Consider the following 26,428-nt stretch of genomic DNA (forward strand, 5'->3'; position numbering starts at 1 on the left):
GCGATGAGCGCGTCTGCGATTGAGACGGCCGACGGTCGTACGTTGGCTCCGCGGCACGTTGCGATGAGCGCGTCTGCGATCGAGACGGCCGATGTGTATGTGATGGCGTCGTTCACCGCGAATTTCAGCGGTGCCTCCGCCTCTGCTTATCAGAAGGCCGCCTGAATTCAGGAACGGTAATGGGCGGGCTGACTGGAGCAATGCCGAGTCGCTCCAGTCGGCCTGCCTTTTTTGACACTGGTTTATCGCGACGATCATTTTGTCTTTGCGTGTCGTTCTTAAGATTTGGCGCATTGGATCAATGGGCGCCGCTTTCTTGGCGAATCGATGCAATTTCCGTCGCCTGACTGGTCAGCGGCCCAATATTAAATTTATGCGCGATCGCTCGGAATCCGTCGGATTTTGGTAGAAACCAACTCGATTGCCTATGCTATTGGTTTAGCTGTTGCTCAACGATAGTAACAATCGAATTGGCAGTCCCGTTGCAGGAGGGGCCAAATGGCCAGCGAACAGGCTCTTGACCTTATAAAGCGTCTCGCCACCGATGGCGGATTTAGAGATCAGTTGAACACGTCGGATATTGCCGGCAAGCAAGCGCTTCTCGCGCAGAGCGGTTTCGCCGGAATAACGGCCGAGGATGTGCGCTCTGCCGCGGCCGAGGCATTCGGCAACCTGTCAAACGAGACCGGTGTCGCAACGGTCGCTGAATCGATTGCCAATGCGGCATCGGCTGTTTCGCTGGCCGGCGTCGCGCTTCCCTCCTTTGCCGGCGCAGGCATGGCCGGGCACGCCGCCGCAGGTGCACCGTCGCCGGCGGCCAGCGCCGCCGGCACCGCCGGGTTCGCTGCGGCGGGTGCTGCTGGCACGGCTGGGTTCGCTGCGGCGGGCGCTCCGTCTCCTGCGGCCAGCGCTGCCGGTACCGCCGGGTTCGCCGCGGCTGGCGCTCCGTCGCCTGCTTTCAGCGGCGCGGGTATGGCTGGGTTTGCTGCAGCGGGTGCTGCTGGCACCGCCGGGTTCGCTGCGGCTGGCGCTCCGTCTCCTGCGGCGAGTGCCGCCGGCACGGCTGGGTTTGCCGCAGCGGGTGCACCGTCCCCTGCGGCCAGTGCTGCGGGTATGGCTGGGTTCGCTGCGGCTGGCGCTCCGTCCCCTGCGGCCAGTGCTGCGGGTATGGCTGGGTTCGCTGCGGCCGGCGCACCGTCTCCTGCGGCCAGTGCTGCGGGTATGGCCGGCTTCGCTGCGGCTGGCGCTCCGTCGCCTGCGGCCAGCGCTGCGGGTATGGCCGGGTTCGCCGCGGCCGGCGCTCCGTCTCCTGCGGCCAGCGCTGCTGGCATGGCCGGGTTCGCTGCGGCCGGCGCTCCGTCGCCTGCGGCCAGCGCCGCTGGCATGGCCGGCTTCGCTGCAGCGGGCGCTCCGTCGCCTGCGGCCAGCACCGCTGGCATGGCCGGGTTCGCTGCGGCCGGCGCACCGTCTCCTGCGGCCAGTGCTGCGGGTATGGCCGGGTTCGCTGCGGCGGGCGCTCCGTCGCCTGCGGCCAGCGCTGCGGGTATGGCCGGGTTCGCTGCGGCGGGCGCTCCGTCGCCTGCGGCCAGCGCTGCTGGCATGGCCGGGTTCGCCGCAGCGGGTGCACCGTCTCCTGCGGCCAGCGCTGCGGGTATGGCCGGGTTTGCCGCGGCGGGCGCACTGTCGCCTGCGGCCAGCGCTGCGGGTATGGCCGGGTTCGCTGCGGCTGGCGCTCCGTCGCCTGCGGCCAGTGCTGCGGGCACGGCCAATCCGCCGGCGACCGACGACGACACGCCGATCAAGTCGTGATGTCGAGGGGGCCGGCGTCCTCGCGGCGTCCGGCCCCGCGTCACGCTTGTTCCGCTGAGTGGTTCCGCCGAGTTGGCTCTTGCCGATCGCGGTGGGACGATGAATGCTGACGTCCCTTTCCGAACCGGCCGCAGCCGAGGGCCCAGACCGCACCCATGCCAGTCAACGCTTCGTTCGATCAAAGCCGCCCGGCATCTCCGCCTCCGGCCGCACTGCAGTCCGGTGTCTCTCCGGCTCCGAATGGAGCGGCGCCGTTCGGTATCCGGCTGGGCGATACCGTCCACCATGCGGCCAAGCGCTTCTTCCTGGGCACCCATCGCACGGCGACTCCTGAAGAGACGCTGGTGCGCATCTCCCCCCATTTCGCGCGCTGCGGGATCACTCGGCTGGCCGACGTCACCGGGCTCGACCGGTTGGGCATCCACACGGTGCTGGGTCACCGGCCCAACAGCCCTACTTTGTCGGGCAGTGCCGGCAAGGGCTTCAGCCTTGCTGCCGCCACCGTGTCGGCCGCGATGGAGGCGATCGAGTTCTATCACGCCGAGACGTTGCAGCTTCCTTACCTGGAGGTCAGCTGGAACCAGTTGCCCGCCGACGGGCGCATTCCGCTCGACCGGATCCCCGGCACCAAGGGCGGAGCTTTCCGTCCCGACAATCCGGAATTCTGGACCTGGGGCTGGGATCTGATGAACGGACGCCCGGTCGCCGCGCCGTGGACCTCCGTCGGCCTCTACAGCAATCCGGTCGCCCGGCCGGGCCTGCGCAGTTTCTATGCGATGGGGACCAACGGACTGGCCAGCGGCAACCACATCCTTGAGGCGATCGCCGCCGGCCTCTACGAGGTGATCGAGCGCGACTCGGTGGCGTGCTGGCGCTATGCCAGCGACGCGCTGCGCATTCCGATGCCGCGGGTGGACCTGTCGACCATCGACGCGCCCTCCGTCCTTGATCTGCTGCGCCGTTTCGATGAAGCCGGCATCTGTCCGTTGCTGTTCGACGTCACCACCGACATGGGGGTGCCGAGCTATATGGCGATGGTTTATGACCGGGATGTCCGCAAGACGGGCATGCATCGCGGCTACGGCAGCCATCTGGAGCCGGCGGTCGCCATGTGCCGTGCCCTGACCGAAGCGGTGCAGTCGCGCCTGGTGCTGATCGCGGGATCGCGGGACGACTTCTTCCGCCGCGACCTGATCCGCAACCAGAACGCCGACGGCACGGCGGAAATCGCGGCACTGGAAAGCACGCCGTGCAATGTGGACGGCCGGCGCCACGCGAATCTCTCGGCGCCGACCTTCGAGGGCGATATCGCGATACTGTTGGAGGTTCTGCGCCGATCCGGCATCGAACAGGCCCTGGTCTTCGACCTGACCCAGCCGGAGATCGGCATTCCGGTCGTGCGGGTGGTGGTGCCCGGTCTGGAAGGGTATCTTTTCGATTTCTACACCCCGGGCGCACGCCCCCTGGCCTTCGCCAAGGCCCTGCAGGCGCAGGCCGGTCTGGTGGGAGCGGTCGCATGAACAGGACAGGGCGCATGAAGATCTGCGTGTTCCTCGGCCCGACGATGCCGTTGGACGACGCCCGGGCGCTGCTGCCCGACGCGATCTATCTGCCGCCGGCGGCACAGGCGGATGTCCTCAGCGCGATGACCATTCATCGCCCGGACGTGATCGCTCTGATCGACGGCGTGTTCGGCCAATCCCTGTCGGTCTGGCACAAGGAGATCCTGTTCGCCCTGCACAGCGGGATCGCCGTCTATGGCGCCTCCAGCATGGGCGCCCTGCGGGCGGCGGAATGCCATCCCTTCGGCATGGTGCCTGTGGGCGAGGTGGCGCGGCAGTTCATCGACGGCCGACTGACCGGCGACGACGAGGTTGCGCTCGCCCACGCCGGACCCGAAGACGGCTATTTCCCGTTGTCGGAGCCACTGGTGAATCTGCGCGCCAGCATGGCGGCCGCGCGGACGGCTGGAGTGGTCGACGCCGGGTTGCACGACCGGGTGATCGCTGCTGCGAAGCGGCTCTACTTCACCGATCGCAAGCGCGACCGCATCTGGGCGGATGCCGGGCTGACCGACGCGGAGGCGGAGCGGATCGAAGCCTTCCTGGCGGTCGGTGCGGTCGACCAGAAGCGCCGCGACGCCGAAGCGCTGCTGAGCTATCTCGCCAGCCTGATCATGCCGCCGCGTCCGGCCCCCTTCACCTTCAACGCCTCGCATGCGTTCAACGTTCTGTATGAGCGTGACCGGCGCGTCGCCCACGGCGGCTACAGCGTGCCGCTGTCGGAAATTGCCAGCCATGCGGCTCTGCACCGTCCCGACTTCGCCCAGATCAACAAGGCGGCGCTTGGCCGGCTGTTGATCATTCAACTGGCGGAGGTGGTCGGCGTGACCGTCGATCAGGCGGCGGTCGATGCCGAGGTGTGGCGTTTCTGCAGCGCAAGGCAGCTCGGCAGCCCGGAGGCGCTGGCCGATTGGTGCCGCCGCAACGACCTGACCGAGGCCGAATTCGCCGAACTGATGCATGAACTGGCGGTCGAGCGGGCGATGATCCGCTGGCTGATTCCCCGCCGCATGCTGGCGCGCACGACCAAGCCGGTGCTGAACGAACTGCGCCTGCGTGGGCTGTACGAGGCGACGGCGGAGGAGGCGGCGCTGATCGAACAGGTGATGGCGCTGCATTTCGGCGACAACAGCCAGCAGCCGACCGACTCGATCGATGAACTGATCGCCGACCATTTGGCCCATACCAACTGCCGCATGGATGCGCCGGCCGACGTCTGGGCCAACGAGAACGGCTTCAAGGACGTGCTCGACCTGCGCATCGACCTGATGCGGGCCAAGCAGGTGCGCGACCTGTTCCGCCGGTTGGCCGCCGAGGCGGAGGCGGCGCTTGGCAAGGCCGCGGAGGCCCTTTCCGAAGAGGAGATGCAGGCGTGACCGAGGTGACGATTCGGATACCGACCCCGCTGCGTGGCTTCGTCGGCGGGAAGGATCAGGTGGCGGTTCCGGGTGCCACCGTGCGCGAGGCGCTGGCGGCGCTGACCGCCGGGCAGGAGGCGTTCCGCGACCGGCTGTTCACCGCGGAGGGCGAATTGCGCCGCTTCGTGAACGTCTATCTCGGTCGCGACGACGTGCGGCGTCTGGGTGGGTTGGAGGCCGCAGTGCCGGCCGGCGCCACCCTGACGCTGATGGTCGCCCTGGCGGGTGGTTGAGGAGCAGTCATGAGCTTGAAGGACCGACGCCTGTCCGACCTGCGCGCCCGTATTCCGGAGGTCGCCGCCGCCGAGGCGCAGTCCCTCCAGGCCGAAGGCGCCCTGCTCGTCGACGTCCGCGAGGATGAGGAAACGGCGACCGGCACGCCGGCCGGGGCGTTGCGCCTGCCGCGCGGTTTCCTGGAACTGCGCATCGAAGACGCGGCGCCCGATCCGGCGCGCCCGATCCTGCTGATGTGCGCCGGCGGCACCCGGTCGCTGTTCGCGGCCGAGGATCTGCTGCGGCTGGGCTATGGGGATGTGCGTTCGGTCGCCGGCGGCTTCTCCGCCTGGAAGGCCGCGGGCCTGCCGGTGGAGGTGCCGCCGCGGCTCGACGCCGCCCAGCGCGAGCGCTACCGCCGTCACCTGACCATGCCCGAGGTTGGCGAGGCCGGACAGCACAAGCTGCTGCGCAGCCGCGTCGCCCTGATCGGCGCCGGCGGCCTGGGCTCGCCGATCGCGCTGTATCTGGCGGCTGCCGGCGTCGGCCGGCTGACCTTGATCGACGACGACCGGGTGGAGCGCAGCAATCTGCAACGGCAGATTCTGCATGCCGAAAGCCGGCTGGGGCAGTGCAAGGTGGAGAGCGGACGGACCGCGCTGCTCGACCTGAACCCGACCATCGAGGTGGTGGCCCACGAAGCCCGGCTGGAAGCCGCCAACGTGCTGGATTTGCTTGCCGGCCATGACGTGGTGGTCGACGGGTCCGACAATCTGCCGACGCGCTATCTCGTCAACGATGCCTGCCTGCGGCTTGGCGTGCCGAACGTCTACGGCGCCATCTTCCGGTTCGAAGGCCAGGTCTCGGTGTTCGGCGGCGCCGCGCCGGACGTGCGCCCGTGTTACCGGTGTCTGTTCCCGGAACCGCCGCCGGCCGAATACGCCCCCTCCTGCGCCGAGGCCGGCGTGCTGGGCGTGCTACCCGGCGTGATCGGCACCATCATGGCGGCCGAGACGATCAAGCTTCTGCTGGGATTGGGAGAACCGATGGCCGGCCGCCTGCTGCTCTATGACGGCCTGCGGGGCGAGTTCAGCGAGATCGCGGTTCCGGTCGACCCGCACTGCCCGTCCTGTGCAGCCGGCGCATCATCCGAACTGACCGACATCACCGCCGTATGTGGGGCGGCCGTGTGCGGGGCATGAACGGAATGGACCGGGATGCCTCGTCAGGCGGCGTTTTTCTGCTCGATGACGCTGTGAACCAGCTTTTTCAGCGCGACGAAATCGACGGGCTTTGTCACCAGATCCGCGGCACCGATGTCGAGCGCCCGGCGGCGGTTCTCGTTGTCGCCATAGGCGGTGACCATGATGACCGGCACGTCCGGCGAGTCGACCCGCAGGCGCTCCAGCAGGTCCAGCCCGCTCATGCCCGGCATGTTGATGTCGCTGAGAACGAGCACCGCCTCCGGTTGCAGTCCGGAGTTCAGACTTTGCAGCGCTTCCTCGGCCGAAGCGGCGAAGTGAAAGACCAATTCACCCCGGCGGAGTTCGGCACGAAAGCGCTGGCGGAACAGATCCTCGATGTCGGGTTCGTCGTCGACGACAAGAATTCCCAGGGTCATGTCTTTCGGCGCTCCCCTAACGACACCGCGGTCGCTGCACGTGGCAGCGTGATTGTGAATTCGGCGTGGTCGTTCTCGACGCTGGACACGTCGAATCGCCCCCTGTGCTGATGTACCACGATGTCATAGCTCAGCGAAAGACCTAACCCGGTCCCCTCCCCGGTCGGCTTGGTGGTGAAGAAGGGCGTGAACAGCTTGTCGAGCACGGCCGGCGACATGCCGATGCCATTGTCCCGGATCCGGATCGACACGTCGGCGGCGCTTGCAGAGGTTGTAACGTCGACCCTTGGCGCGAAATTCGGGTCGCCGCAGATCAGTTGGCGTTTCCGGATCGCGTAGAAGCTGTTGGTGAACAGGTTGACCAGGACACGCGACACGTCCTGCGGCACCAGCTTCACCTCGCCGACCACAAGGTCGAAGTGCTTATCCAATATGGCGTTGAAGGCACGGTCCTGGGCACGGAAGGCATGGTAGGACAGGGTCAGTGCCTCTTCGACCAGCGCATTCAGGTCCGTCGCCTGCCACTCGCCACCGCCGCCACGCGAATGGGCCAGCATGCTTTTGACGATGCCGTCGGCGCGCCGGCCATGGTCGGCAATCTTGCGCAAATTGCCTTGCAGGCTGCCGGCCAGGTCGTTGACATCGATACGTGTGGCATCATCGAGATGGCCGTTCAGCGGCTCCAATAACTCCAGCAGCTCGTCCAGCAATTCTCCCGAAAGCTCGGCGAAATTGTTGACGAAGTTCAGCGGATTCTTCAATTCATGGGCAATTCCGGCGGTCAGTTGGCCCAGTGCGGCCATCTTTTCCTGCACGATCAACTGCCGCTGGGTTTCACGCAGTTCCTTCAGGATCGCTTCGGCACGCTCCTTGGCTTGGCGCAGCTCATCCTCGATGCGTTTGCGGTCGGTAATGTCATGGTGGGTGATGACATAGCCGCCATCGGCACGTGGTGCGGTGCGAATATCGAGGGTGCGGCCGTTCGGAACGCGGCGCTCGGAGTTGAAGACCCCCTTGACCAGATAACGGGAGCACAATTCCGCGACCGTCTCTTCACAGGGAACGTCGCCGAAATCGCCGCGTGCGTGGTTATAGGTCAAAATCAAGGCAACGGCCGTTCCCGGGGGAAACATGCCGATGGGATAGTCCCACAGCCGGTAGAATTCGCTGTTGGCGCCTTCGACGTTCAGGTCGCGATCCAGCATCAGAACGCCGTTCGGCATGGCGTCGATCGCCGCCTGCAACAGCTGCTCCTGGTGCGGCAGCTCGGCATTGGCGGCCAGCGGGCGCATCAGGGTCAACATCTCCATCACCGCTGGCTGACCGCCCCAATCCACCGACTCCATGAGCTGGTCGAACCACTGGACGGTGCCGTCCGCGCGGTGGCGCTTGATCCGGCGAACCTGCGACCGGATCAGTCCCTTCAGGCAGCGCGTGTAGACATCCTGTTCCGTATGCCGGTCGTCCTCGGGGACCAGCGTCATGGCGCCGGGCAATGCCTGGATGCTTTCGGCCGACTCATATCCGAGCAGGCGGGCGAGGGTGGCGCTGCAATGCAGAATGGTGTCGTTGCAGTGGACGAGCAGACCGGGCATCGCGGCGACCAGCTGGTCGTGGTAGACGCGCCCAAGGTCCAGGGCTTCCTGCACGGACCGGGGCGGCAAAACCTTACGGTTGGTGAAATCGTCCATGTCCGTATCCGTTTCCCGTCGCCCGTTTCGGTCTTGCGAGGTGGTCATCCAAGCCGTGTCAGGGGGCATCCAGCGGCAGGCGCAGGATCACGGTCGTTCCACGGCCGACCACGCTGTCGATGTCGATCTCGCCGCCCAGCTTGCCGGTAACGAGGTTGAACGCCGCATAAAGCCCCAGCCCCATGCTGCCCGATCCACGCCGGGTGGTGGCGAAGGGCTGGAAAAGCCGTGGCTGGATGTCGTCCGGGATGCCGCGGCCGTTGTCGGACACGCCAAGTTCGATCCGCTCGTTGTCGAGCAGCCGGACCGAAACCGTGACCCGGCCCCGGCGGTTCCGGCTGCCATCCGGCCCCTCTTCCAGACCATCGGCCCCGCCAGCGGCCATCGCACCGACGCCTTCCACGACGGCCGCCGCGGCCGGTTCCGTCTCGAAGGCGTGGGCGAAGGCATTGGTCAGCAGGGCCAACAGCACCTCGGTCAGCGCGCCGGGGTAGGTGTCGAGGGCAATGCCGTCGGGGCAGTCAAGAACCAGCTGGTGCCTGGACGCGGCCGGCTGCACCTGCACCGCCAGCACGATGTCGGACAGATAGTCGCGCAGGTCGAAGCGGCTGCGCGGGGAGTTGGCCTTGCCCTCCGTCACCAGCTTCAGGCTCTGGATCAGGGCGGCGGCGCGTTCGATGTTCGCGACCAGAAGCGTCGAAACCTCGCTGGCCGTGCCGATATACTCCTGAAAATCGCTTTTGCGCAGCTGTCCGCCGTTGAAGGTCAGGATGATCGCTTCCGATGCGGTCTGCAGATGGGTGGCGGCGGTCAGCGCGATGCCGACGGGCGTGTTGATCTCGTGCGCGACAGCGGCGATCAGCTGTCCGATCACCGCCATCTTCTCCGCCCGGATCAGGTCGGACTGCATGCGTTCCAGATCGGCCAGCGCCTGTTCGGCCGAATCCTTGGCACGGCGCAGCGCTTCCGCCTGCACCTTGCGTTCGGTGATGTCATAGAGCCAGACGATGAAGACCGGCTTGCTTTCATAGTTGGTACGGTCGACGGACATCGCCATCCACACCGTGCGCCCGTCCTCGCGCACGTAATGGATCTCTTCCGAAGCCGACAAAGCCTCGGTTTCCGATGGCCGCCCCGTCAGCCGATCCTGGACATGGCGGAACAGGGTGGGGGCGCAGTGAAGCTGCAGCGTCTCCGCCGTCACGCCGAACAGGTCGGTGCAGCGCTGGTTGCAGTAAAGCAGCTCGCCGCTTTCCGTGATGATCGCCACGCCGATCGGGCTGCCGTCCAGGACCCGGCGCAGGCGGGCGGCCTGGGCACGCGATGCCGCCTCCGCCGTCCGGGTTTCCTGCAGCGCGTCGCGCAGCCGGCGCACCGAACGGCAGGCCTCCAGCGTCTTGTGGATGGTGGCTTCCAGGTCGGCGAAGTCGATGGGCTTGATGATGAAGTCGAAGGCGCCGCGGTTCATCGCCGCGCGGACATTGCCGAGATCGCCGTAGGCCGACACCATCACCGCCCGGATGTCGGCATTCACCTGCGGCAGATGGTCCAGCAGGGTCAGCCCATCCATGCCCGGCATGTTGATGTCGCTCAGCACCATGTCGATGTCGGGCCGGGCGCGCAGGGTCTCCAGCGCCTCCTTGCCGTCATGGGCGAACAGGAATTCCAGTTCGCCGGCACGTACGGCGCGGCGGAAACGCTGCATGATCAGCGTCTGGACGTCCCGCTCGTCGTCGACAACCAGTATCTTGCCCATCCCGCCTTCCTACCGCCAACCCGCCCGACAGGCGGGCCGCTCCGCCGGACCCGCATAGCGCCCATTAGCGCCCCTGGCTCCGCGCAGCCTACCATAAGCGCGCATCGTCCGAACGGGAAGGGCTGTGGCGTAGGGCACCCCATCGGTTGTATGCCTTTCCGGGCGAGAGCTTGGGCCGGACCGCAAGCGAAAATCCTTTTTCAATGTGTGGTTTTGATGTAGAGCGCAGGATATCCTGCAGGATAACACGGGATTGCGGCCCCGCCAGACCATTGTAGCGGATCGGCGCCTGCTCACTCCCGCCGCTCTCCAAGCTCCTGGACATCGGCCGCGCTCCCGGCGAGCGGCAGGGTGAACCAGAATGCGGCGCCCTTGCCCGACTCGGGGACCGGCCCGGCCGGCGCGTCCGCCACCCCGATCCGGCCGCCGAGATGCTCGACGATTCGCTTGGCGATGGCAAGCCCCAGGCCGGTGCCGGCCGGCTTGCCGGTCAGCGTGTCGCCGGACTGTCGGAAGCGGTCGAACACCAGTTCGCGGTCCTTCGCCGGAACGCCGGGGCCGCTGTCGCTAACGGTCACCCGCAGGAAGCCAGTTTCCAACCGGGTCTCCATACGGGTCCGGCCGCCGGGTGGCGTGAATTTGGCGGCGTTGGACAGCAGGTTGACGACCACCTGGATCACCCGGTCGACGTCGCCGCGCACCGGCGGCAGGTTATCCGGAATATCCACCGACAGGGTGATGCCGCGCTCCAGGAACAGCGCCTCCGTCGCCGCGACCGCCTCGGCCAGCGCCGGTCCGGCGTCGATGGTCTCGATCCGCCAGTCCAGCGCCCCCGCCTCGATCTTCGCCATGTCCAACACCTGATTGATCAGGCGGGTCAGCCGCTCGCTCTCCTTGATGATGACGGCCAGGAACTCCTGCCGCTGGTCGGAATCGAGGTCGGGGTCGTCGTGCAGGATCTCGCTCAGCGCCCGGATCGAGGTCAGCGGCGTGCGCAGCTCATGGGTGACGGTGGACAGGAAATCGTCCTTCAGCCGGTCCAGCTCGGTCAGCCGTTCATTGGCGGCGCGCAGGGCGTCGGTGGCGCGCTCCAGTTCCGCGGTCTTGCGTTCCAACTCGCGGCTGTGGGCGATGACGTCGCTGGTCTCGTCCAGCATGCGCAGAAGCTCCGCCGCCTCCACCGCCCCGGCGGAGACGGAGGACGCGAGGGCGACGCGGGCGGACGCCCCGCCGATCGCGCCGGCCAGCAGCCGCTCGGCCAGCCGCAGCCGTTCCGGCCCGGCCGGCTCATCCGGATCGGCACCGGCGAAGGCACGCTCGGCACGCTGGGGCCCGAGGAAACGGGCGACCACGCGGGTGAGGTCGCCGACGCTGGCGGCGCTGCGCCAGTCCGGCGGCGCTTCCCGCAGCGGCACGGCACCGTTCGGCGCCGACTGGAAGACATCGACGAAGGCGGCGGCCTGCGCCCGCTCCGCAGCGCCGGGCCGGTCGAACAGCGACAGGCCGACATAAGCACCGATGTTGGCGAGCGCGGTCCAGAACAGGGAATGCGCCAGCGAATCCCAACCCTCCAGCCCGAACAGCGCATAGGGCCGCAACGCGGCGATGCCCCATGGCCCGTCGGCGATGAAGCTGGCCGGCAGCCAGCCCGACCGCGCGAAGCTGGGCAGCAGCAGGGTGTAGGCCCAGACCAGCGTCCCGGCCGTCACCCCGCCGATGGCGCCGCGCCGGGTCGCTCCGCGCCAGTAAAGGCCGCCGATCAGGGCCGGGGCGAACTGCGCCACCGCGGTGAAGGAGATCAGCCCGATCGACACCAGCGCGTAGGCCGATCCCGCCAGCCGGAAATAGGCGTAGCCGAACAGCAGGATCGCGACGATGGCGATGCGCCGGACCGACAGCAGCAGCGGTGCCAGATCGGCGGAGCGCGCCAGCGCCCGCGACCGGGTGCGCAGCAGGATCGGCATCACCAAATCGTTGCACAGCATGGTGGACAGCGCCACCGACTCCACGACGATCATCCCGGCCGCCGCCGACAGCCCGCCCAGGAAGGCCAGCAGCGCCAGCCAGTCCGCTCCGCCGCTCAGCGGCAGGGCGACCATGAACAGGTCCGGATCGAGCCGTCCACCGAAGCTCAGCAGCCCCGACAGGGCAACCGGCAGCACGAACAGGTTGATGAGCAGGAGATAGAGCGGGAACAGCCAGACCGCCCGGTCCAGATGGCGTTCGTCCACCGATTCGATCACCATCACCTGGAACTGGCGCGGCAGGCACAGCATCGCCGCGGCCGACAGGATGGTGGTGGTGACCCAGGCGCCCCATAGCCCATTTCCCACTGGCCCGTTTCCCGCCGGCGTATGGCCGAGCGCCGGATCGCTGCCCATCAGGCGGGCAAGGTCGGAACGGGCGGCGGCGGCATCGAACAGGCTCCCCAGCCCGTCATGCAGACCCCAGACCACGAACAGCCCGACCGCCAGGAAAGCGACCAGCTTGACCAGGGATTCCAGGGCGATGGCGGCGACCATGCCGGGATGATGCTCCGCCGCGTCGATCTGGCGGGCGCCGAAGACGATGGCGAAAAGCGCCATCACCGCGGCGATCAGGAAACCATGGTCGAGAAACGGACCTTCCGCCGGACCCAGCCCGCCGCCGCCGGTCAGCGCGTCGAAGCTGACGGCCACCGCCTTCAACTGCAGGGCGATGTAGGGGGTCACGCCCACGGTCGCGGTCAATGCCACCAGACCGCCCAACAGCGGGCTGTGGCCGTAGCGGCTGGCGAGGAAATCGGCGATGGAGGTGATGCGCTGCGTCTTGGCGATCCGCAGGATCTTGCGCAGGACCAGCGGTGCCAGCAACATCAGCAGGGTCGGGCCGAGATAGACCGGCAGGAAGCCGATGCCCAGCGTCGCCGCCCGCCCGACCGATCCGTAGAAGGTCCAGGTCGTGCAGTAGACGCCCAGCGACAGCGCGAAGACGGTGGGCGAGGCAATGACGCTGCGCCCCGCCGCCTCCCGCCGGTCGGCCCAATGGGCGATGGCGAACAGGGCGGAAAGATAGGCGAGGGCGGCGACCAGGACGGCGGTCCAATCCAGTCCGACCTCCATGCCGCGCCCCTATCGCGTCCGGCCGGCCAGCGCGGCCAGCGCGATCACCGCCGCCCACAGGCCGAACACCCAGACATAGAGCGCCGGCACCCCCAGGACTCTCCCTTCCACCCCGAACAGGCCGAGCAGCGGCGGGTTGAACAGCGCCGCCGCCAGCAGGAACAGGCCGATCATCCGGTCGCGGTGGCGGCCGGAGACCGTGTCGTGGCCAGATTCCCGGCCTGGGTCCCGGCCCGCTTCACCGTCAGGCGCGCTCAAAAGGCGCGTTCCCGGGCAGCGAGTTCGACCAGGATGTTGGCGCCGCGGATGGCGTCGTCCAACGTCCGCACGTCGCGCTCGCGCAGCATCTCAACCATCCGCAGGAAGACCGCGGCGGTGACCAGACTGTCGCCCAGCGCGGTGTGGCGGTCGACCACCGCGATGCCCAGCCGTTCGGCGATGCCGTCCAGCGTGTGGTCTCCGTCATTGCCCAGCAGCATGCGGGACAGCAGCATGGTGTCCAGCACCGGGCAGTCGAAGGCCACCCCCGCCGCCCGTTCCTTCATCTTCAGGAATTTCAGGTCGAAGGCGGCGTTGTGCGCCACCATCACCGCGCCGGAGACGAAGCTGCGGAACTGCGGCAGCACGGCGTCGATGGTGGGCTTGCCCGCCACCATGCCGTCGGTGATGCCGTGGAAGGGGATCGATTCCGGCGGGATCGGCCGGCGGGGATCGACCAGTGTGTTGAAGGTCTCGCCGGTCAGAATGCGCCCGCCGACGACGCGGACCGCAGCGATCTGGATGATCTCGTCGCCGGTGCTGGGCGACAGGCCGGTGGTCTCGGTATCGAACACCACGTAATGCAGGCGGTCCAGCGGCGTGCGGCCAAGCTCGCTGGTCGCCAGCGGCTGGTGCAACAGCCCGAAATCGAAGAATTCCGGGCGGGCGCCGGCCCGTGCGCGCGGCTGGGCGGTGCGTGGCGACTGCGCCGGCGGCAGCGGCACGCGCAGCCGGGCGCGGCCGGCTGCGCCGGGCAGGTCGTTCGGCAGCGGTTCGCTCCAGGCGGTGCTGCGGTGGTGCTGCAGCACGTCGCCGGCGCTGAGGCCACCCAGGCCGCCGGGCAGCGTCTGGTCCAGCCAGCCGTCCAGCGTGGCGCTGGGCACCGCCGGCCCTTCCCACACGAGGTCGAGATAGACCCAGCGGTCGCCGTCCTGCGGCCCGGCGGCCTCCAGGTCGAAGGCGGCGGCGCCGGTCAGCGCCTGCACCCGCCCGATCAGATAGGCGAACAGCAGGACGAGGCTGTGGCTGTCGCCATGCACCCATTGCGGCAGGCCGGTCAGCGTGACCGTGGTGGCGGTCTCCGCCCCGACCCGGTGGGCCACGAGGTTGATCAGGTTGTTGGAGTGAATATCGCTCATCGGCCAGCTGCCGGTGACGACGTTGCGGTAGGCGGTCGTCACCCGCTCCAACCTTTGCGACAGGCTGTCGCAGGATTCCAGCATCGCGCTTTCGAAGGCGGCGCGGTCGCCAGGGCCGAGGTCGGGGGCGTCGTACAGCGTCTCCACCGCCGCCCGCAGGTTGGCGATGGGGGCGCGGAACCCCTCCGTCGCCTCGCGCAGCAGGGCGTCGCGCTGGCCGAGCGCGGCCAGCTCGCTGGTGGCGTCGGACAGGGTCAGCACATAGCCGGTGATGGCCGGCGGCTCTTCGGAGGTCGGATCGGGATCCTGCAGGATGGCGCTCATCCGGCCTTCCAGCAGGATGCGGCCGTCGGTGGTGGCGCCGACGAACTGGGCGGTGGTGCCGTGCTCGTGGTTGAGGTGCCGCCCCTCGCGGACGCGCAGGGTCAGCCGTTCCAGCGTGTGGGTCACCGGCTCCGCCACCACGAAATGCAGAAGCGAGCGGCCCAGCCCGAGGTCGCCGGCGAGGTGGAGGATGTCGAGGGCGGTCTGGTTGTAGAGCAGGATCTGGTGCTTGGTGTTGCAGACCAGAACGCCTTCATGCAGGTCGCGCAGCACGGCGGCGAGCTGGGTCTTCTGCTCCTCCGCCTTGGCGGTGTGGTCGGCGACGGTGCGGGCGATGTCGCGGCGGACCTGGGCCAGCTTGTCCGACAGCTCGTTCACCGCGCGGGCGATGGGCAGCAGATCGCCATAGCGGGTGAGCGGCACCCGGCCGCCGACGGCACCCTCCGCATTGCCATGGGCGATCAGCCCGGCCTCGCGGCTCAGGGTCTCGGCGGCGCGCAGCAGAAAGCGGTCGACCGCCAGCCAGAGCCCCCATACCGCCGTGGCGCAGGCCGCCGTCATCACCACGGCATAGGTCAGCAGCGGGTCCGAAGCGTCCGACCCGCGCACCGCCGCCGCCAGCCCGACCGCCAGCGCCACCAGACCGAAGCCGGCGGCGCGGAAGGCCAGCGGGATCACGCGCCGGGGCAGGGGAGTGGCTGACGGCGCCGGGGCGGTCATGGCGACGGCTCCCCGCCACCGGTCGCGGCGGTCAGGCCCAGATGGCGGCGGACGGTGGTCAGCAGGTCGCGGGTGGAGAAGGGCTTGGTGATGTAGTCGGTGGCGCCCAGTGCCATGCCCTTCTGCCGTTCGACGTCGCGGCTGCGCGCCGTCAGCATGATGATGGGCAGCGATTTCCAGGCCGGATTGGTCCGCAGGGTCTGGCAGACGTCGAAGCCGTCGCGCTTCGGCATCATCGCGTCGAGCAGGATCAGGTCGGGGGTGAAGTTCTCCACCGAGCGCAGCGCCTCATCCCCGTCGCGGGCGATGCGCACGTCGAACCCGGCGCGCTGCATGAGGACCTGGAGCGACAGGACGATGCTGGGCTCGTCGTCGACAACCAGGATGGTCGGCTTCATGGCGGGGCGTCCTCCGGTACGCCGGTCTTTTGCCGGCTTCCCAATTTGTGGCCGGGGCAATGCATTCGTGCCCTGGAATGTCCATGGTACGAGCAAAGACAAGCAGGGATCAAGCGGCACTCCCGGCTCCCCCGACCAAAGAACGGGGGTGCAGAGCCCAAGAAAAAGCCCGGCCGCGACCAAATGTCGTCGCCGGGCTTTCGTTTGGATGACACGGTGTCGCAGGGGCAAGAACCGGTGGCGAATCGCCGCCGGTCCGGACCGGGATCAGCGCGTGGTCACGACGACCGGGTTGAGCCCCATCTTCGATTTCAACTGCTCCGCCTCGCGCTTGGCCGCGGCCGGATCGGGGAATCCGCCGACGCGCACGGCGCGCCAGGACCGGTTCGAACTGTCGGTCCAGTCCACCGTATAGGCCTGGAAACCGCCGCCTTGCAGCCGCTGCGCCAGCGAATCGGCGTTGGCCATCACCGTGAAGGTGCCGACCTGCACGGTATAGCGCCCGGCCGGCGGCGTATTGGAGGGGGCGGCTGACGGGGCTGAGGCCTTGGCGTTCGGCTTCGACTCGCCATTGCCGGCCGCTGCGGCGGGCGGACGCTTCGCGGCATCCTTGGGCGGCGCAAGCATCGCCTGCAGCGAACCGGTATCGGTCGGCGCGGCGGCAGGCTGTTCCGGCTTGGCCGCGTCGGGCTTCGCCGGCTCCGGCTTTTGTGCGGCCGGCGCGGCAGGAGCGGTCTCGGTCGGGGCGGCGGCCCGCGGTTTCGGCGAGGTGGCAGGGGCGGTGGCTGGCACCGCCGGCGGCTCCGGCACCTTCAGGACCGGCGGCGGGCTGGCGGGCAGGGCGGCGACCGGAGGAGGCGGCGCGGCGGATGGCGCGGCCTGCACCGGTGCCGACTGAACCGGCGCCGTTTGGGCGGGAGCCGGCAGGCTCTCGGTCGCCGGGGCCGTGGCGGTCGGTGCGGCGGTCGGTACGGGGGCCGGGGAGGAGGGCGCACGGGTAATGGCCGGCGCCGGCACCATCGGCGCCGAACTGTTGGTGGCCGTCGTCACCGGTGCCGGATCGCCCGAGCCGAAATAGACCACGCCGACGGCGATTCCGCCGGCCGCCAGCAGGGCGAGCGCGATCTTGCCCAGCGGCAGGCTGCGGCCCGCGGGCTCCTCCTCCTCATACTCCACGTCCTCGTCCTGCGGGTCGGCCCGCAGATCCTCGTTCAAGGCGCGAAGCAGCTTGGCGATGTCCTCGTTCTCCGGCGGCGGAGTCTCGGAAGGTTTGCCGTTGGCCTTCATCTCGTCCTTGGAAGTCGGTGTCGTCAGGGTGGGAGCCCGCCGGGGCGGTGGCTGGAGCGTCACGGTCGACCTGCGCTTGCCCGTCATGCGGGCCGGCTGAATGCAGAAAAAGGGGCCTTCCGGTTGCCGGGGCCGCGGTGACACGGCCCGGCTGCGGAAAGCCCCTTCTCTTTATCGTATTTTGCCGCTCCATCAAACCGCCATGCGGTCACGCCCGGCGGGTGGGCGGCACGAGAGAAGGGACGTCAGCCCTGGTGCGGCTTGGCCGGATCGGCGGGCTGAGTCTGGACCGGCTGCGTGGGGGCCGGCTGGGGTGCGACAGGCTGAGCGGCCGCGGGCTGGGCCGGCTGGGCGGGGGCCGGGTTGATCGCGGCGGGAGGGGCCTGGGCGGTGGTCGCCGCGGGGGGATTGGCCTCGTCCTCGTCCTTCAGGCCGGCCTTGAAGGCCTTCACGCCCTTGGCGATGTCGCCCATCACGTTGGGCAGCTTGCCGGCGCCGAACAGGAGAAGCACGATGACCAGAACGATCATCCAGTGCCAGATGCTGAAACTGCCCATCGATCAATACCTCTGAAATTCGGTCGGAGCGGACGTCGTCGCGGTCGCCACCAATGTGAGTGCCCCTTCCGCGCCGCACAAGAGGCGGCCGTCGGGAGCGCCGTGATAAAGGACGCCCCTCAGGCCGCCGGGCCGCTTTCCGCCGGCTCCTCCGGCAGTTGGTGGCGCATGATCAGCGGCGCCTGGAAGGCGCTGAACAGCAAGGTCAGCGGCATGATGCCGAACACCTTGAAGTTGACCCACATGTCGGTGGTGAAGTTGCGCCACACCACCTCGTTCAGCACCGCAAGCAGCAGGAAGAACCAGGCCCAGCGGATGCCCAGCGTGCGCCAGCCGTCGTCCGACAGACTAAGCACCGTGCCGAGCAGGCGCTTCATCACATTGCGCCGCATCGCATGGGCGACGAACAGGACGATGGCGAACAGCAGATTGACCAGGGTCGGCTTGATCTTGATGAACAGGTCGTCCTGCAGCCAAAGCGTCAGGCCGCCGAACAGCAGCACGAATCCGGCGCCGACCACCGGCATGATCGGGATGCGGCGTTCCAGCCGCCAGGACACCGCCACCGCGATGGTGATGGCGACCATGAAGACCGCGGTGCCGGTCATGATGCCGGCCTGCGAATTGGCAACGAAGAAGGCGGCGAGCGGGCCGGCCTCGATCGCCAGACGTGCGAACTGGTTCATGCCCCCTGACATAGCCCGAACCGGCCGCCCATGAAAGGGGCGAATGTCGGCGTGCGGGACATTCGGGTGCGCTACCACGCCTGCGGAAAGGCTGCGGGAGGCGGTGACATCGCGCGGTCCGGTGCGAGAGAGCGCAAGCAGGGCTTTTCACGCGTCCTGTGCTTCGCTACGTCTTTCGCCATCCGCTGATCGGCGGGGGACTGGACGAAGGGCAGATGTGTCATGGAAGCCGCCGAAGTGAAGGATCTGATCGACGAAGCCCATGAGCGGGAACGGGCGAAACACCGCCCGGCCGAGCGGCACCATGCCGAGGAAGAGGGCGGGCATGGGGTGAAGACCTCCACCGCCATCTACATTTCGGTCCTGGCCGCGGTGCTCGCCATCGTCAGCGTCGCCGGTTCCAACGCCGGTAAGGAACTGATGGCCAGCGCCATCGAGGCGTCGGACAGCTTCGCCTATTATCAGGCCAAGACCCAGCGCCAGATCAGCTTGCGGCTTGCCGCCGACGAGATCGAACTGCTGTCCGCCGGCATGCCGGCCGAGGCGCAGGCCAAGGCGCTGCAGCGCTCCGCCGAATACCGCCAGTCGGCCGAACGGATGGAGGCCGACGAGGGCAAGAACAGCCGCAAGGACCTGCTGGGCAAGGCGAAGGCGGCGGAACTGCGGCGCGACCATGCCGCGGCCCAGGACCCCTATTTCGACTTCGCCGAGGGCATGCTGCAGCTCGCCATCGTGTTGGCGTCGGTCTTCGCCATCACCAACAAGGGCTTCATCCTGTGGACCAGCCGTGCGCTGGCTGCGGCCGGGGTGCTGATGGCGGCGGACGGCTTCACCCTGATCCTGCCGCTGCCCTTCCTCTGACGGCTCAGAACTGGACCGACAGACGCAGGGAGCCGTAGTTGGTCAGCGATTTCTGGCCGCGGAACTCCGGCGTCTGCAGGGTCTGGGCATAGGTCAGGCCGTAACGGCCGTAGCGCAGGGTCAGGCCGGCCTGCATGCTGCCGACGAAGGGGTGCTTGGCGACGGACCGGCTTTCGCGGAACGTGTTGCCGTCCAGGAAGATGTTGCGCGTCACCGCCCGCCCTTCGGCGCTGGCGTAGACATACCAGGAAAAGCGCCCCGGCCGCTCCGAATAGGGATTGTCCTGGTAGGGGATGCTGGAGGTCGGGCGATTCACCAGTGCGCCCACCGGCGGCGGCATGTTGCCGCCCAGCCGGACGGTGGCCCCCGCCGCGGCGAAGGTCAGGACATTGCCCAGGCTGCCGGCGACATGGGGGCTGAAGTCCCACTCCACCGGGCCGAGGCTGTTCGGCTTCTCGTCGCGCCAGACATGCTCGTAGCTCAGCACCACGCCCGGTTCGTCACGCAGCTGATAGTTCCAGCCCTCGGGGTAGGTGGCGCCGTCGACGATCTTGTGGACCGTCTTCTGCGTCTGCTCCGCCAGCGAGGCCGGGCCGACCATGCCGAGGTCGAGGTCGAAGCGGTCCACCGCCGTCGGCGCCTCGTTCAGCACCGACAGCCGGCCATAGAGCCAGCCGGCATAGGGCCGGTCCCGCGGGTCCGGGTTGCGGGCGGTCAGATTGCTGGGCGTATACATGTTCTGGCCGAAGGCGAAGCCATAGCGCCGCACCCCGCCCGGATCGATCCAGGGCACCAGATTGGCCAGCCAGTCGATGTTGCCGTAGGTCGGCCGCGCGCCGGAGAAGTAATAGAACTGGAATCCATTCGTGTAATAGCGGTCGGTCCCACCGCCGAACAGGTCGTTGTCGATCCAGAAGCCGATGGCCGGGCCGGAGGTCGCCGGTTCATCGCCGGGAGGAGGGGTGGTTTCCTGCGCGTTCGCCGCCGATATGGCCGCCGATGCGGTCAGCAGCAGGGTCGCAAATGCTACGGCCAAAGCGGGGCCGCTGTTCGTCACCATTCCGGCACGCTCCATCCGTTTCGCACTGTAACGGACGGAGGGGGAGTGTGTTGCGCTGCGGTGCGGCTTCTTTGGGGGTAGGGGCAGCCGAAGCCGCCCTCAAATCCTCAGACCCTTGCCCGCAATCCCTCCACCGCTTCCTCCAGCGTCATGTCGACCCGCTTGATCCCATGCAGAGCCAGGAAGCGCACCTCGTTCTTCGACAACTCGCCGGGGATCACCGCCCAATGGCTGTCGGAGGAGCGCTTGGCGATCTGGCGGGCGAAGGTGCGCTGGATCTCGTGATCGAAGCGACAGCCGAGGAACAGGAAATGGCGGCCGGCGCGGCGATCCTTCACGATGGCGGGGATCGGGGTCTGGATGTCGATCTCCGTCAGGATCTCGACATAGTCGCTGTCGGAGATCAGGTAGTTGCCGGCCGGGGTCACCGCGCCCGACGGCTTGTACAGCACGGTGTCCCAGCCGGCCGCCGCGTCGGCCGTCGTTTCGGCACCGTCGGGGGCGTAGTAGCGCACCCATTCGCCGGTCGATTGCGGGTGCGACACCCCCTGGATCTGGCCCCAGGTCCGGTCGGCCGCCGCACTCAGCAGGCTGTCCAAAACATTGTCGTACCAGACATCGACCAGCAGCGGCGGGGCCGGAATGGCGGCCAGCAGGGCATGGACCGGGGTCGCCGGCACGGTCTGGCGGAAGATCTCGTTGAGGATGGTCTCCAGCGTCTTGCGGTGCTTGCGCGTTTCGATGAACTGGGCGACCGCGGTCAGGTTGGAGCGGATGCGGCCGGGGGCGGCGACCTTGGCGTTCAGGCGCTGCACCAGCTCCGCCGAATTGCGCGGGATCGGGCATTGGTCGGGCGGCAGCAGGGCGAAGGCGCCAGGGCCGAGATAAGGCACCACCTGCCGCGCCGCCAGCGCCACGGCGATATCGGCCAGCGCCGCCGCGGCGTCCGGAACCGTGACGGAGTCGGAATCGGTTGCAAGCGTGGTGACGGGCATGGATGCCTCTTCCCTTTCGGTCTTCACAGATAGATCGCGGCGCCGGCACCGGTGTTGATGCTGGCGTCCTTCAGCGTTTCCACGATGAAGGCAACCTGATCGCGGGTGATCTTGCGGTGCAGCGGCAGGGCCAGCACGCGGTCGGCCGTCTTGGTGCAGACCGGGCAGGCGCCGCGGCCGGCCCGCTGTTCGCCCAGGGCCTCGCCGAGTGCCTCGATGTAATATTGCTGGGTGTGCAGCGGCTGGCCGAAGTCGCTGGCGTCGATGTCGTGAGTGTCCAGATCCTCGATGATCGAGCGGCGTCCCGACGCGGTGAAGCGGGTGCCGAGATGGACGCAATAGACCATCGGGTTGACCACCTCCGCCCCCGGCCCGCGATAGGGCGGCTTGATCCCCTCGAAGCTCGCCATCGCCGCGTCGTAATAGGCGATGACCAGATTGCGGCGGGTCAGGATTTCCGGCAGGCGCTTCAGCTGGACCAGGGCCAGCGCGGCGTTCAGGTCGCTCATCCCTGCCTGCCAGGGCAGGGTGCGGGTGATGACAACGGTGTTGCGGTGTTCGGTCTCGCGCCGGCGCATGTAGCGCAGGCGGTGGGCGAGGTCGCGGTCGTCGGTGACGATCATGCCGCCTTCACCGGCCAGCAGGATGCCGGGTTCGGAAAAGTTGAAGACCGCGGCGTCGCCGAAGGTGCCGACCATCCGGCCCTTGTAGGTGGAGCCGATGGCCTCGGTCGAATCTTCCAGCAGGATCAGGTTCTTGGCATCGGCCAGCGCGCGCAGCTCGTCCCAATGGGCGGGGTGGCCGTTGACGTTGCCGGCCAGGATCGCCTTGGTCTTCGGCGTGACCAGAGCCGCCGCCTTCTCCGGGTTGATGGTGTGCTGCCAGTAATCGATGTCGACCAACACCGGCGTGGCACCGGACAGCGCCACCGCATGCTGGACCTGATGCCAGCCGAAGGGGCTGCACAGCACCTCGTCGCCTTCGCCGATGCCATAGCCCTTCAGCATCAGCAGCGTGGCCATGGTGCCGCTGGACACCGCCACCGCATGGTCGCGGCCGACATAGGCGGCGAAGGCATCCTCGAAAGCCCGCACCATCCGCCCGTCGCTCAAGGCCCCGGAGGACAGCAGACGGCCGAGAATCTCGACCTCCGCCCCTGAAATGTCGGGGTCGGTCAGCGGGATATAGTCGTCCACATCCCCATCATCGGCGGTGGAGGGCTTGTGCAGAACTGCGGCGGCATCGCTCATTCACTCGTCCTCGTCCCGTTGGGCGATCACGACGCCGGTGGCAAGCTCCGGCTTGTCGGTGATGAGCCAGCAGTGGTTGTTGCCGTCCACCAGATGCAGGTCGAATCCCGCCTCTTCCCGGAAGGGATCCTCGGCCATCACCGCGGCCATGGCGCCGGTGACGGTCTTCAGCTCCGGGTTGGCCTCGCGCACGCCGCGGACCACGGCGTTGAGCGTGCCGCCCCCAGCGAACAGCCGGCCGGCCAGCGTGGCGATGCTGTCGATGTGCTCGGGAGACAGGGCCATGGGCGTCACTCCGTTCCGCGTTTCTTGGCCTCGACGGTGATCGGCAGGCGGGTGTCGCCCGGCATCTCCGGCAAATCGAGCGTCCAGCCGTTGGCGATCTTGATCCAACCGCCCCACAGGCCCGGCTTTTCCATCTCGACGATGGGTTCCTCCAGATCCTTCTTGGCGACGTAGATCGTGTATTGCTCGGACGCCTTGCGGATCATCACCTTCATCGCGGACACTCCATCCTGCTGTTCTGATTTCGTTTTTGCCTTAGGCGGCGATCAGCCGGGCATGCAGCGCCGGCAGTTCCGACAGGACGGCGTCCACCTCCGCCGCAGTGGTGTAGCGGCTGAGCGAGAAGCGCAGGCTGGCGGCGGCCTGGGCGCCGCTCAACCCCATGGCGGTCAGCACATGGCTCGGCTCGTTGCCGCCGGAGGAGCAGGCCGCCCCCATCGACACGGCGATGCCGGCGCGGTCGAGCCGCATCAGCAACTCTTCCGCATCCATCGGATGACCGCGGCCGTCGGCGAAGCGGATGTTGCTGGTGTTGGGCAGCCGGGCGGCGCCGGCGCCGTTCACCACCGCACCCGGCCAGCGGGCGAGGATGCCCTGTTCCAGCCGGTCGCGCAGGAAGGCGATCAGGTCCGCTTCGTCCAGCCAGAGGGACGCCAGCGAAGCGGCGGTGCCGAAACCGACGATGCCCGGCACATTCTCCGTCCCGCCGCGGCGACGGCGTTCCTGATGGCCGTGGATCAGCGCGTGGAAGGGCGCACCCTTGCGCACATAGAGCGCGCCGACGCCCTTCGGCCCGTGCATCTTGTGGGCGGACAGCGTCAGGTAATCGGCGATGCCGCAATCGACCGGCACCCGGCCGGCCGCCTGCACCGCGTCGCTGTGGAACAACGCACCGTGGGCGTGGGCGATGGCCGACGCGCCTTCCACCGGCATCAGCACGCCGGTCTCGTTGTTGGCCCACATCATGGAGACCAGCGCCGTCGCCTCCGTCACCACGGCGGCGAGATCGACCAGCGAGGGCAGGCCGTCGCGGTTCACCGGCAGGATGGTGACGCGCCAGCCGCGTTGGCGCAGGTCGTCGAACAGGGCGAGCGCCGCCGGATGCTCCACCGCGGTGGTGACGATGTGGTCGCGGCGATGGTCAGTTTCCTCGATGACGCGGAGCGCGCCCAGGATGGCGGCGTGGGTCGCCTCGGTGGCGCTGCCGGTCATCACCAGATCGGCGGGCTTGGCGCCGATCAAGGCGGCGATCTGTGCCTTGGCCTCGCTGACCGCGCGGCGGGCGGCCATGCCGGCGGAGTGGGGGCTGGACGGGTTGGCGAACTCCCCGAACAGGTGCGGCATCATGGCGTCGCGCACTTCGGGCGCCAGGGCCGTGGTGGCGTTGTTGTCGAGGTAGATGGTCATCACATCACTCCCCATCACATCAGGCCCATCACATCACACCCGGAACACCGCGCCGCGACCCGTCGGCCGGGATGATCTCCTCCTCCAGGCAGCCGACGACGGTGCCGCCGGGGAACTCCACCAGATAGACCGGCAGGCTTCCTTCCTCGGTGCGGCCGACGCGGACAATCACGCCCGGCGTGCCCTTGGGCGCCAGCAGCGCGCCGTCCGGCACCTGCGGGTGGCTGCCGTCGTTGAACAGGTCCTCCTGCACCGTGACCCGCAGGCCCCAGTCGTACAGCGGTTCGCGCGGCGGGATGAAACCGGGCTTGGCGGCGGCTTCGACGTCGGACATCGCGAGGCTCCTTATCAGGTGGGGACCAGGGTCTTGGACCGGGTTATTGGGGGTCGTTGCAGTGGGCGTCGATCACCTCCAGCTCGCGCGCGCGCATGCCGACGACGACCCGTTTTTCATAAAAATCAACGGCGTAGATGTAATACATCTGCAGATAGGTCCCGACGGAGATGACGTAGCCGACATCGCCCTCGCGGATCAGGAAGTCGCCGACCGGCCGGCCGGGATAGGTGCCGTCGTTGCGCACGTCGCGCAGCGCCTTGACCTTGAAGCCCTGCTCCAAAAGCGGCGGACCGACCAGCTCGTTGGCGTCCTCGGCGCTGCGGGCGCGTTCGTGGCGGTAGGGAACGGCGATTTCAGGTCCGGTCATCGGTTTGGTGCTCCGTCCGTCGAGAGGCCGCTACAGGGGCGGAAGGTCGTTGGCGATTGCGAGGCCGGCGGCGCGCTGGCGGGCGATGGCGCGCACCTCCTCCTCCGGGTCGTCGAGCAGGGGGCCGAGCTGTCCGGCGTCGATCCGCCCGGCAACCGCGAGGCGGACCATCCAGTCGGCATCCTGCAGCAGGACATGGAGTTTCGACGTCGGCAGCCGCTGCGCCACCACCAGCCGGACCCGCGGGCTGTCGTCCCAGGCGAGGCTGGGCAGCCAGTCCATGGAAAGGCGGCGGGCGACCTCCACCCGCACCTCCGGATCCTCGTCATGCATCATCGCCGGCAGCATGCCGTCGGGGATTCGGCGCACCACGCGCAGCCGCACCGAACAGTCGGGGTCGCGCATCAGCGGGGCGAGGTCGGCATCCTCCAACCGGGCGGCGACGGCGATCCGCACCTCGCGGTCCGGGTCGTCGCGCAGCTTCAGCAGCAGCCGGCGCGGCAGCCGGCGGGCCAGGACAGAGCGCACCGTCTCGTCCGGGTCGTTCATCAGCCGGGGAAGCTGGAAGATCGGGGCGAAGCGCGCCGCGTTCGCCCGCACTTCGAAATAGGGATGGTCGAGATGGCCGGCGGCGAGGTCCGGGTTCCATTCGAAGAAGCGCTGGATGCGCTTGGCATAGCGGTCCTGCACGCAAGCCTTCAGCGGCAGGCAGTGGCCGGCCAGCTTACCTCCCGCCGGGATGGCGGCGGTCTCGGGGGCGAGGCGGCGGTCGCGGTGGGTGCAGGTGGTGCAGTCCACCGGTTCGCCGCGCCAATCCAGGGAGTCGAGGATGTCGTCGCTCATGCGCCGGTCTCCTCAAGCTCATGCTGGTCGGTGACGGCGATCAGGCGGGCGGCGCCGAAGCGGTCGTCGGGGTCTAGGTCGCAGACCTTGGTCAGAGCCTCCCGCCCGGCGTCGAGCCGGCCGGTGCGCAGCAGCAGGTAACCGATGGCAACCAGGGCGAACAGGAACAGGCGGGGCGCCGGCTCCAGCCCGCGGAAATCGGCGGTGGTCGGGGTGACGGCCCGCCAGTCGGTGTGGTTGACGCCGAGCGCGGCCATGGCGTGGCCGATCATGCGCTCGCCATAGACCAGCGCCTGATCGAGATTGGCCTTGTAGAAGTGGAACTTGTAATGGCCGAGATCGACGAGGCGATGGCCGGGGGCGACCTTCGCCGCGCGGGCGAGATGGGCGAGCGCCGCACCGCTGTCGGCATAGCTGGCGGCGGCCAGATGCAGGCAGCGTTCCGCCTCGGGCGGAAGATCCCCGCCGTAATAGCGGCGGGCG

The 26,428-nt window shown here is 68.3% G+C and carries 25 protein-coding genes; 5 read left to right on the forward strand and 20 right to left on the reverse strand.

Annotated elements, in window-relative coordinates:
• The first annotated feature begins 1,964 nt into the window (after positions 1-1,964).
• The 4 genes from TSO5_RS26915 to moeB are packed head-to-tail and all read left to right on the forward strand — an operon-like array spanning position 1,965 to position 6,204.
• Positions 1,965-3,329 carry a YcaO-like family protein gene (locus tag TSO5_RS26915; protein ID WP_109154502.1) on the forward strand — a complete coding sequence of 455 codons (1,365 nt, stop codon included), beginning with the start codon at positions 1,965-1,967 and terminating at the stop codon, positions 3,327-3,329.
• A gap of 14 nt (positions 3,330-3,343) precedes the next feature.
• Entirely contained in the window at positions 3,344-4,747 is a 1,404-nt protein-coding gene (locus tag TSO5_RS26920) for a TfuA-like protein (protein ID WP_109154503.1), read from the forward strand.
• Positions 4,744-5,022, forward strand: coding sequence for a MoaD/ThiS family protein (locus TSO5_RS26925; protein WP_247870982.1), 279 nt, complete (start codon positions 4,744-4,746; stop codon positions 5,020-5,022). The genes TSO5_RS26920 and TSO5_RS26925 overlap by 4 nt, the downstream gene beginning before the upstream one ends.
• 9 nt (positions 5,023-5,031) lie before the next feature.
• Positions 5,032-6,204, forward strand: coding sequence for a molybdopterin-synthase adenylyltransferase MoeB (gene moeB / locus TSO5_RS26930; RefSeq protein ID WP_109154504.1), 1,173 nt, complete (start codon positions 5,032-5,034; stop codon positions 6,202-6,204).
• A 23-nt stretch (positions 6,205-6,227) separates the two neighbouring features.
• Here moeB and TSO5_RS26935 read toward each other — a convergent pair whose 3' ends face one another.
• The 10 genes from TSO5_RS26935 to TSO5_RS26975 all read right to left on the reverse strand — a co-directional run bounded on the left by TSO5_RS26935 (position 6,228) and on the right by TSO5_RS26975 (position 18,540).
• A complete protein-coding gene (locus tag TSO5_RS26935) occupies positions 6,228-6,623 on the reverse strand; it encodes a response regulator (RefSeq protein WP_109154505.1) in 396 nt (131 codons plus the stop codon).
• Positions 6,620-8,314 carry a PAS-domain containing protein gene (locus TSO5_RS26940; protein WP_109154506.1) on the reverse strand — a complete coding sequence of 565 codons (1,695 nt, stop codon included), beginning with the start codon at positions 8,312-8,314 and terminating at the stop codon, positions 6,620-6,622. The genes TSO5_RS26935 and TSO5_RS26940 overlap by 4 nt, the downstream gene beginning before the upstream one ends.
• A gap of 58 nt (positions 8,315-8,372) precedes the next feature.
• Entirely contained in the window at positions 8,373-10,070 is a 1,698-nt protein-coding gene (locus TSO5_RS26945; protein WP_109154507.1) for a response regulator, read from the reverse strand.
• Positions 10,071-10,363: 293 nt separating this feature from the next.
• Positions 10,364-13,171: a sensor histidine kinase gene (locus TSO5_RS26950; RefSeq protein WP_109154508.1), complete on the reverse strand. Its 2,808-nt coding sequence runs from the start codon at positions 13,169-13,171 to the stop codon at positions 10,364-10,366.
• Between the two features lie 9 nt (positions 13,172-13,180).
• A complete protein-coding gene (locus TSO5_RS32415; protein WP_146203843.1) occupies positions 13,181-13,429 on the reverse strand; it encodes a hypothetical protein in 249 nt (82 codons plus the stop codon).
• Positions 13,426-15,612: an exonuclease domain-containing protein gene (locus tag TSO5_RS26955; protein WP_109154509.1), complete on the reverse strand. Its 2,187-nt coding sequence runs from the start codon at positions 15,610-15,612 to the stop codon at positions 13,426-13,428. The genes TSO5_RS32415 and TSO5_RS26955 overlap by 4 nt, the downstream gene beginning before the upstream one ends.
• Positions 15,609-16,010 carry a response regulator gene (locus TSO5_RS26960; RefSeq protein ID WP_109154510.1) on the reverse strand — a complete coding sequence of 134 codons (402 nt, stop codon included), beginning with the start codon at positions 16,008-16,010 and terminating at the stop codon, positions 15,609-15,611. The genes TSO5_RS26955 and TSO5_RS26960 overlap by 4 nt, the downstream gene beginning before the upstream one ends.
• Positions 16,011-16,277: 267 nt before the next feature.
• Positions 16,278-17,360 carry an SPOR domain-containing protein gene (locus TSO5_RS26965; protein WP_247870983.1) on the reverse strand — a complete coding sequence of 361 codons (1,083 nt, stop codon included), beginning with the start codon at positions 17,358-17,360 and terminating at the stop codon, positions 16,278-16,280.
• Between the two features lie 182 nt (positions 17,361-17,542).
• Positions 17,543-17,854, reverse strand: coding sequence for a twin-arginine translocase TatA/TatE family subunit (locus TSO5_RS26970; protein WP_109154512.1), 312 nt, complete (start codon positions 17,852-17,854; stop codon positions 17,543-17,545).
• Positions 17,855-17,973: 119 nt separating this feature from the next.
• Positions 17,974-18,540, reverse strand: a complete 567-nt coding sequence (locus tag TSO5_RS26975) for a septation protein A (protein WP_109154513.1) — start codon at positions 18,538-18,540, stop codon at positions 17,974-17,976.
• 222 nt (positions 18,541-18,762) lie between these two features.
• Here TSO5_RS26975 and TSO5_RS26980 point away from each other — a divergent pair, with 222 nt between their 5' ends.
• Positions 18,763-19,401: a DUF4337 domain-containing protein gene (locus TSO5_RS26980; RefSeq protein WP_109154514.1), complete on the forward strand. Its 639-nt coding sequence runs from the start codon at positions 18,763-18,765 to the stop codon at positions 19,399-19,401.
• A 4-nt stretch (positions 19,402-19,405) separates the two neighbouring features.
• Here the strand turns inward: TSO5_RS26980 and TSO5_RS26985 are convergent, their stop codons facing one another.
• From TSO5_RS26985 to TSO5_RS27030, 10 genes are all read right to left on the reverse strand, one after another.
• Positions 19,406-20,461 (reverse strand): lipid A deacylase LpxR family protein, encoded by a 1,056-nt coding sequence (locus TSO5_RS26985; protein WP_109154515.1) that lies wholly within the window; start codon positions 20,459-20,461, stop codon positions 19,406-19,408.
• A 107-nt stretch (positions 20,462-20,568) separates the two neighbouring features.
• Positions 20,569-21,456: an SIR2 family protein gene (locus TSO5_RS26990; protein WP_109154516.1), complete on the reverse strand. Its 888-nt coding sequence runs from the start codon at positions 21,454-21,456 to the stop codon at positions 20,569-20,571.
• Between the two features lie 23 nt (positions 21,457-21,479).
• Positions 21,480-22,706, reverse strand: coding sequence for a DegT/DnrJ/EryC1/StrS family aminotransferase (locus TSO5_RS26995; RefSeq protein ID WP_199231032.1), 1,227 nt, complete (start codon positions 22,704-22,706; stop codon positions 21,480-21,482).
• Positions 22,707-22,991 (reverse strand): hypothetical protein, encoded by a 285-nt coding sequence (locus tag TSO5_RS27000; RefSeq protein WP_109154517.1) that lies wholly within the window; start codon positions 22,989-22,991, stop codon positions 22,707-22,709. It abuts the gene before it with no gap.
• A gap of 5 nt (positions 22,992-22,996) precedes the next feature.
• On the reverse strand, positions 22,997-23,206 hold the full coding sequence (nifT, locus tag TSO5_RS27005; protein ID WP_109154518.1) for a putative nitrogen fixation protein NifT: 210 nt from the start codon (positions 23,204-23,206) through the stop codon (positions 22,997-22,999).
• Between the two features lie 40 nt (positions 23,207-23,246).
• Entirely contained in the window at positions 23,247-24,398 is a 1,152-nt protein-coding gene (locus TSO5_RS27010) for an aminotransferase class V-fold PLP-dependent enzyme (RefSeq protein WP_247870984.1), read from the reverse strand.
• Positions 24,399-24,426: 28 nt separating this feature from the next.
• Positions 24,427-24,732, reverse strand: a complete 306-nt coding sequence (locus tag TSO5_RS27015) for a nitrogen fixation protein NifZ (RefSeq protein ID WP_109154520.1) — start codon at positions 24,730-24,732, stop codon at positions 24,427-24,429.
• A gap of 43 nt (positions 24,733-24,775) precedes the next feature.
• Positions 24,776-25,102, reverse strand: coding sequence for a nitrogen fixation protein NifZ (locus TSO5_RS27020; protein ID WP_109154521.1), 327 nt, complete (start codon positions 25,100-25,102; stop codon positions 24,776-24,778).
• A 30-nt stretch (positions 25,103-25,132) separates the two neighbouring features.
• Positions 25,133-25,945, reverse strand: a complete 813-nt coding sequence (locus tag TSO5_RS27025) for a 4Fe4S-binding leucine-rich repeat protein (protein WP_109154522.1) — start codon at positions 25,943-25,945, stop codon at positions 25,133-25,135.
• Positions 25,942-26,428: hypothetical protein (locus TSO5_RS27030; RefSeq protein WP_109154523.1), on the reverse strand; the 487-nt coding region annotated here is incomplete at its 5' end. The genes TSO5_RS27030 and TSO5_RS27025, both read right to left, overlap by 4 nt.

This window comes from Azospirillum sp. TSO5 (genome assembly GCF_003116065.1).
Classification (GTDB): Bacteria; Pseudomonadota; Alphaproteobacteria; order Azospirillales; family Azospirillaceae; genus Azospirillum.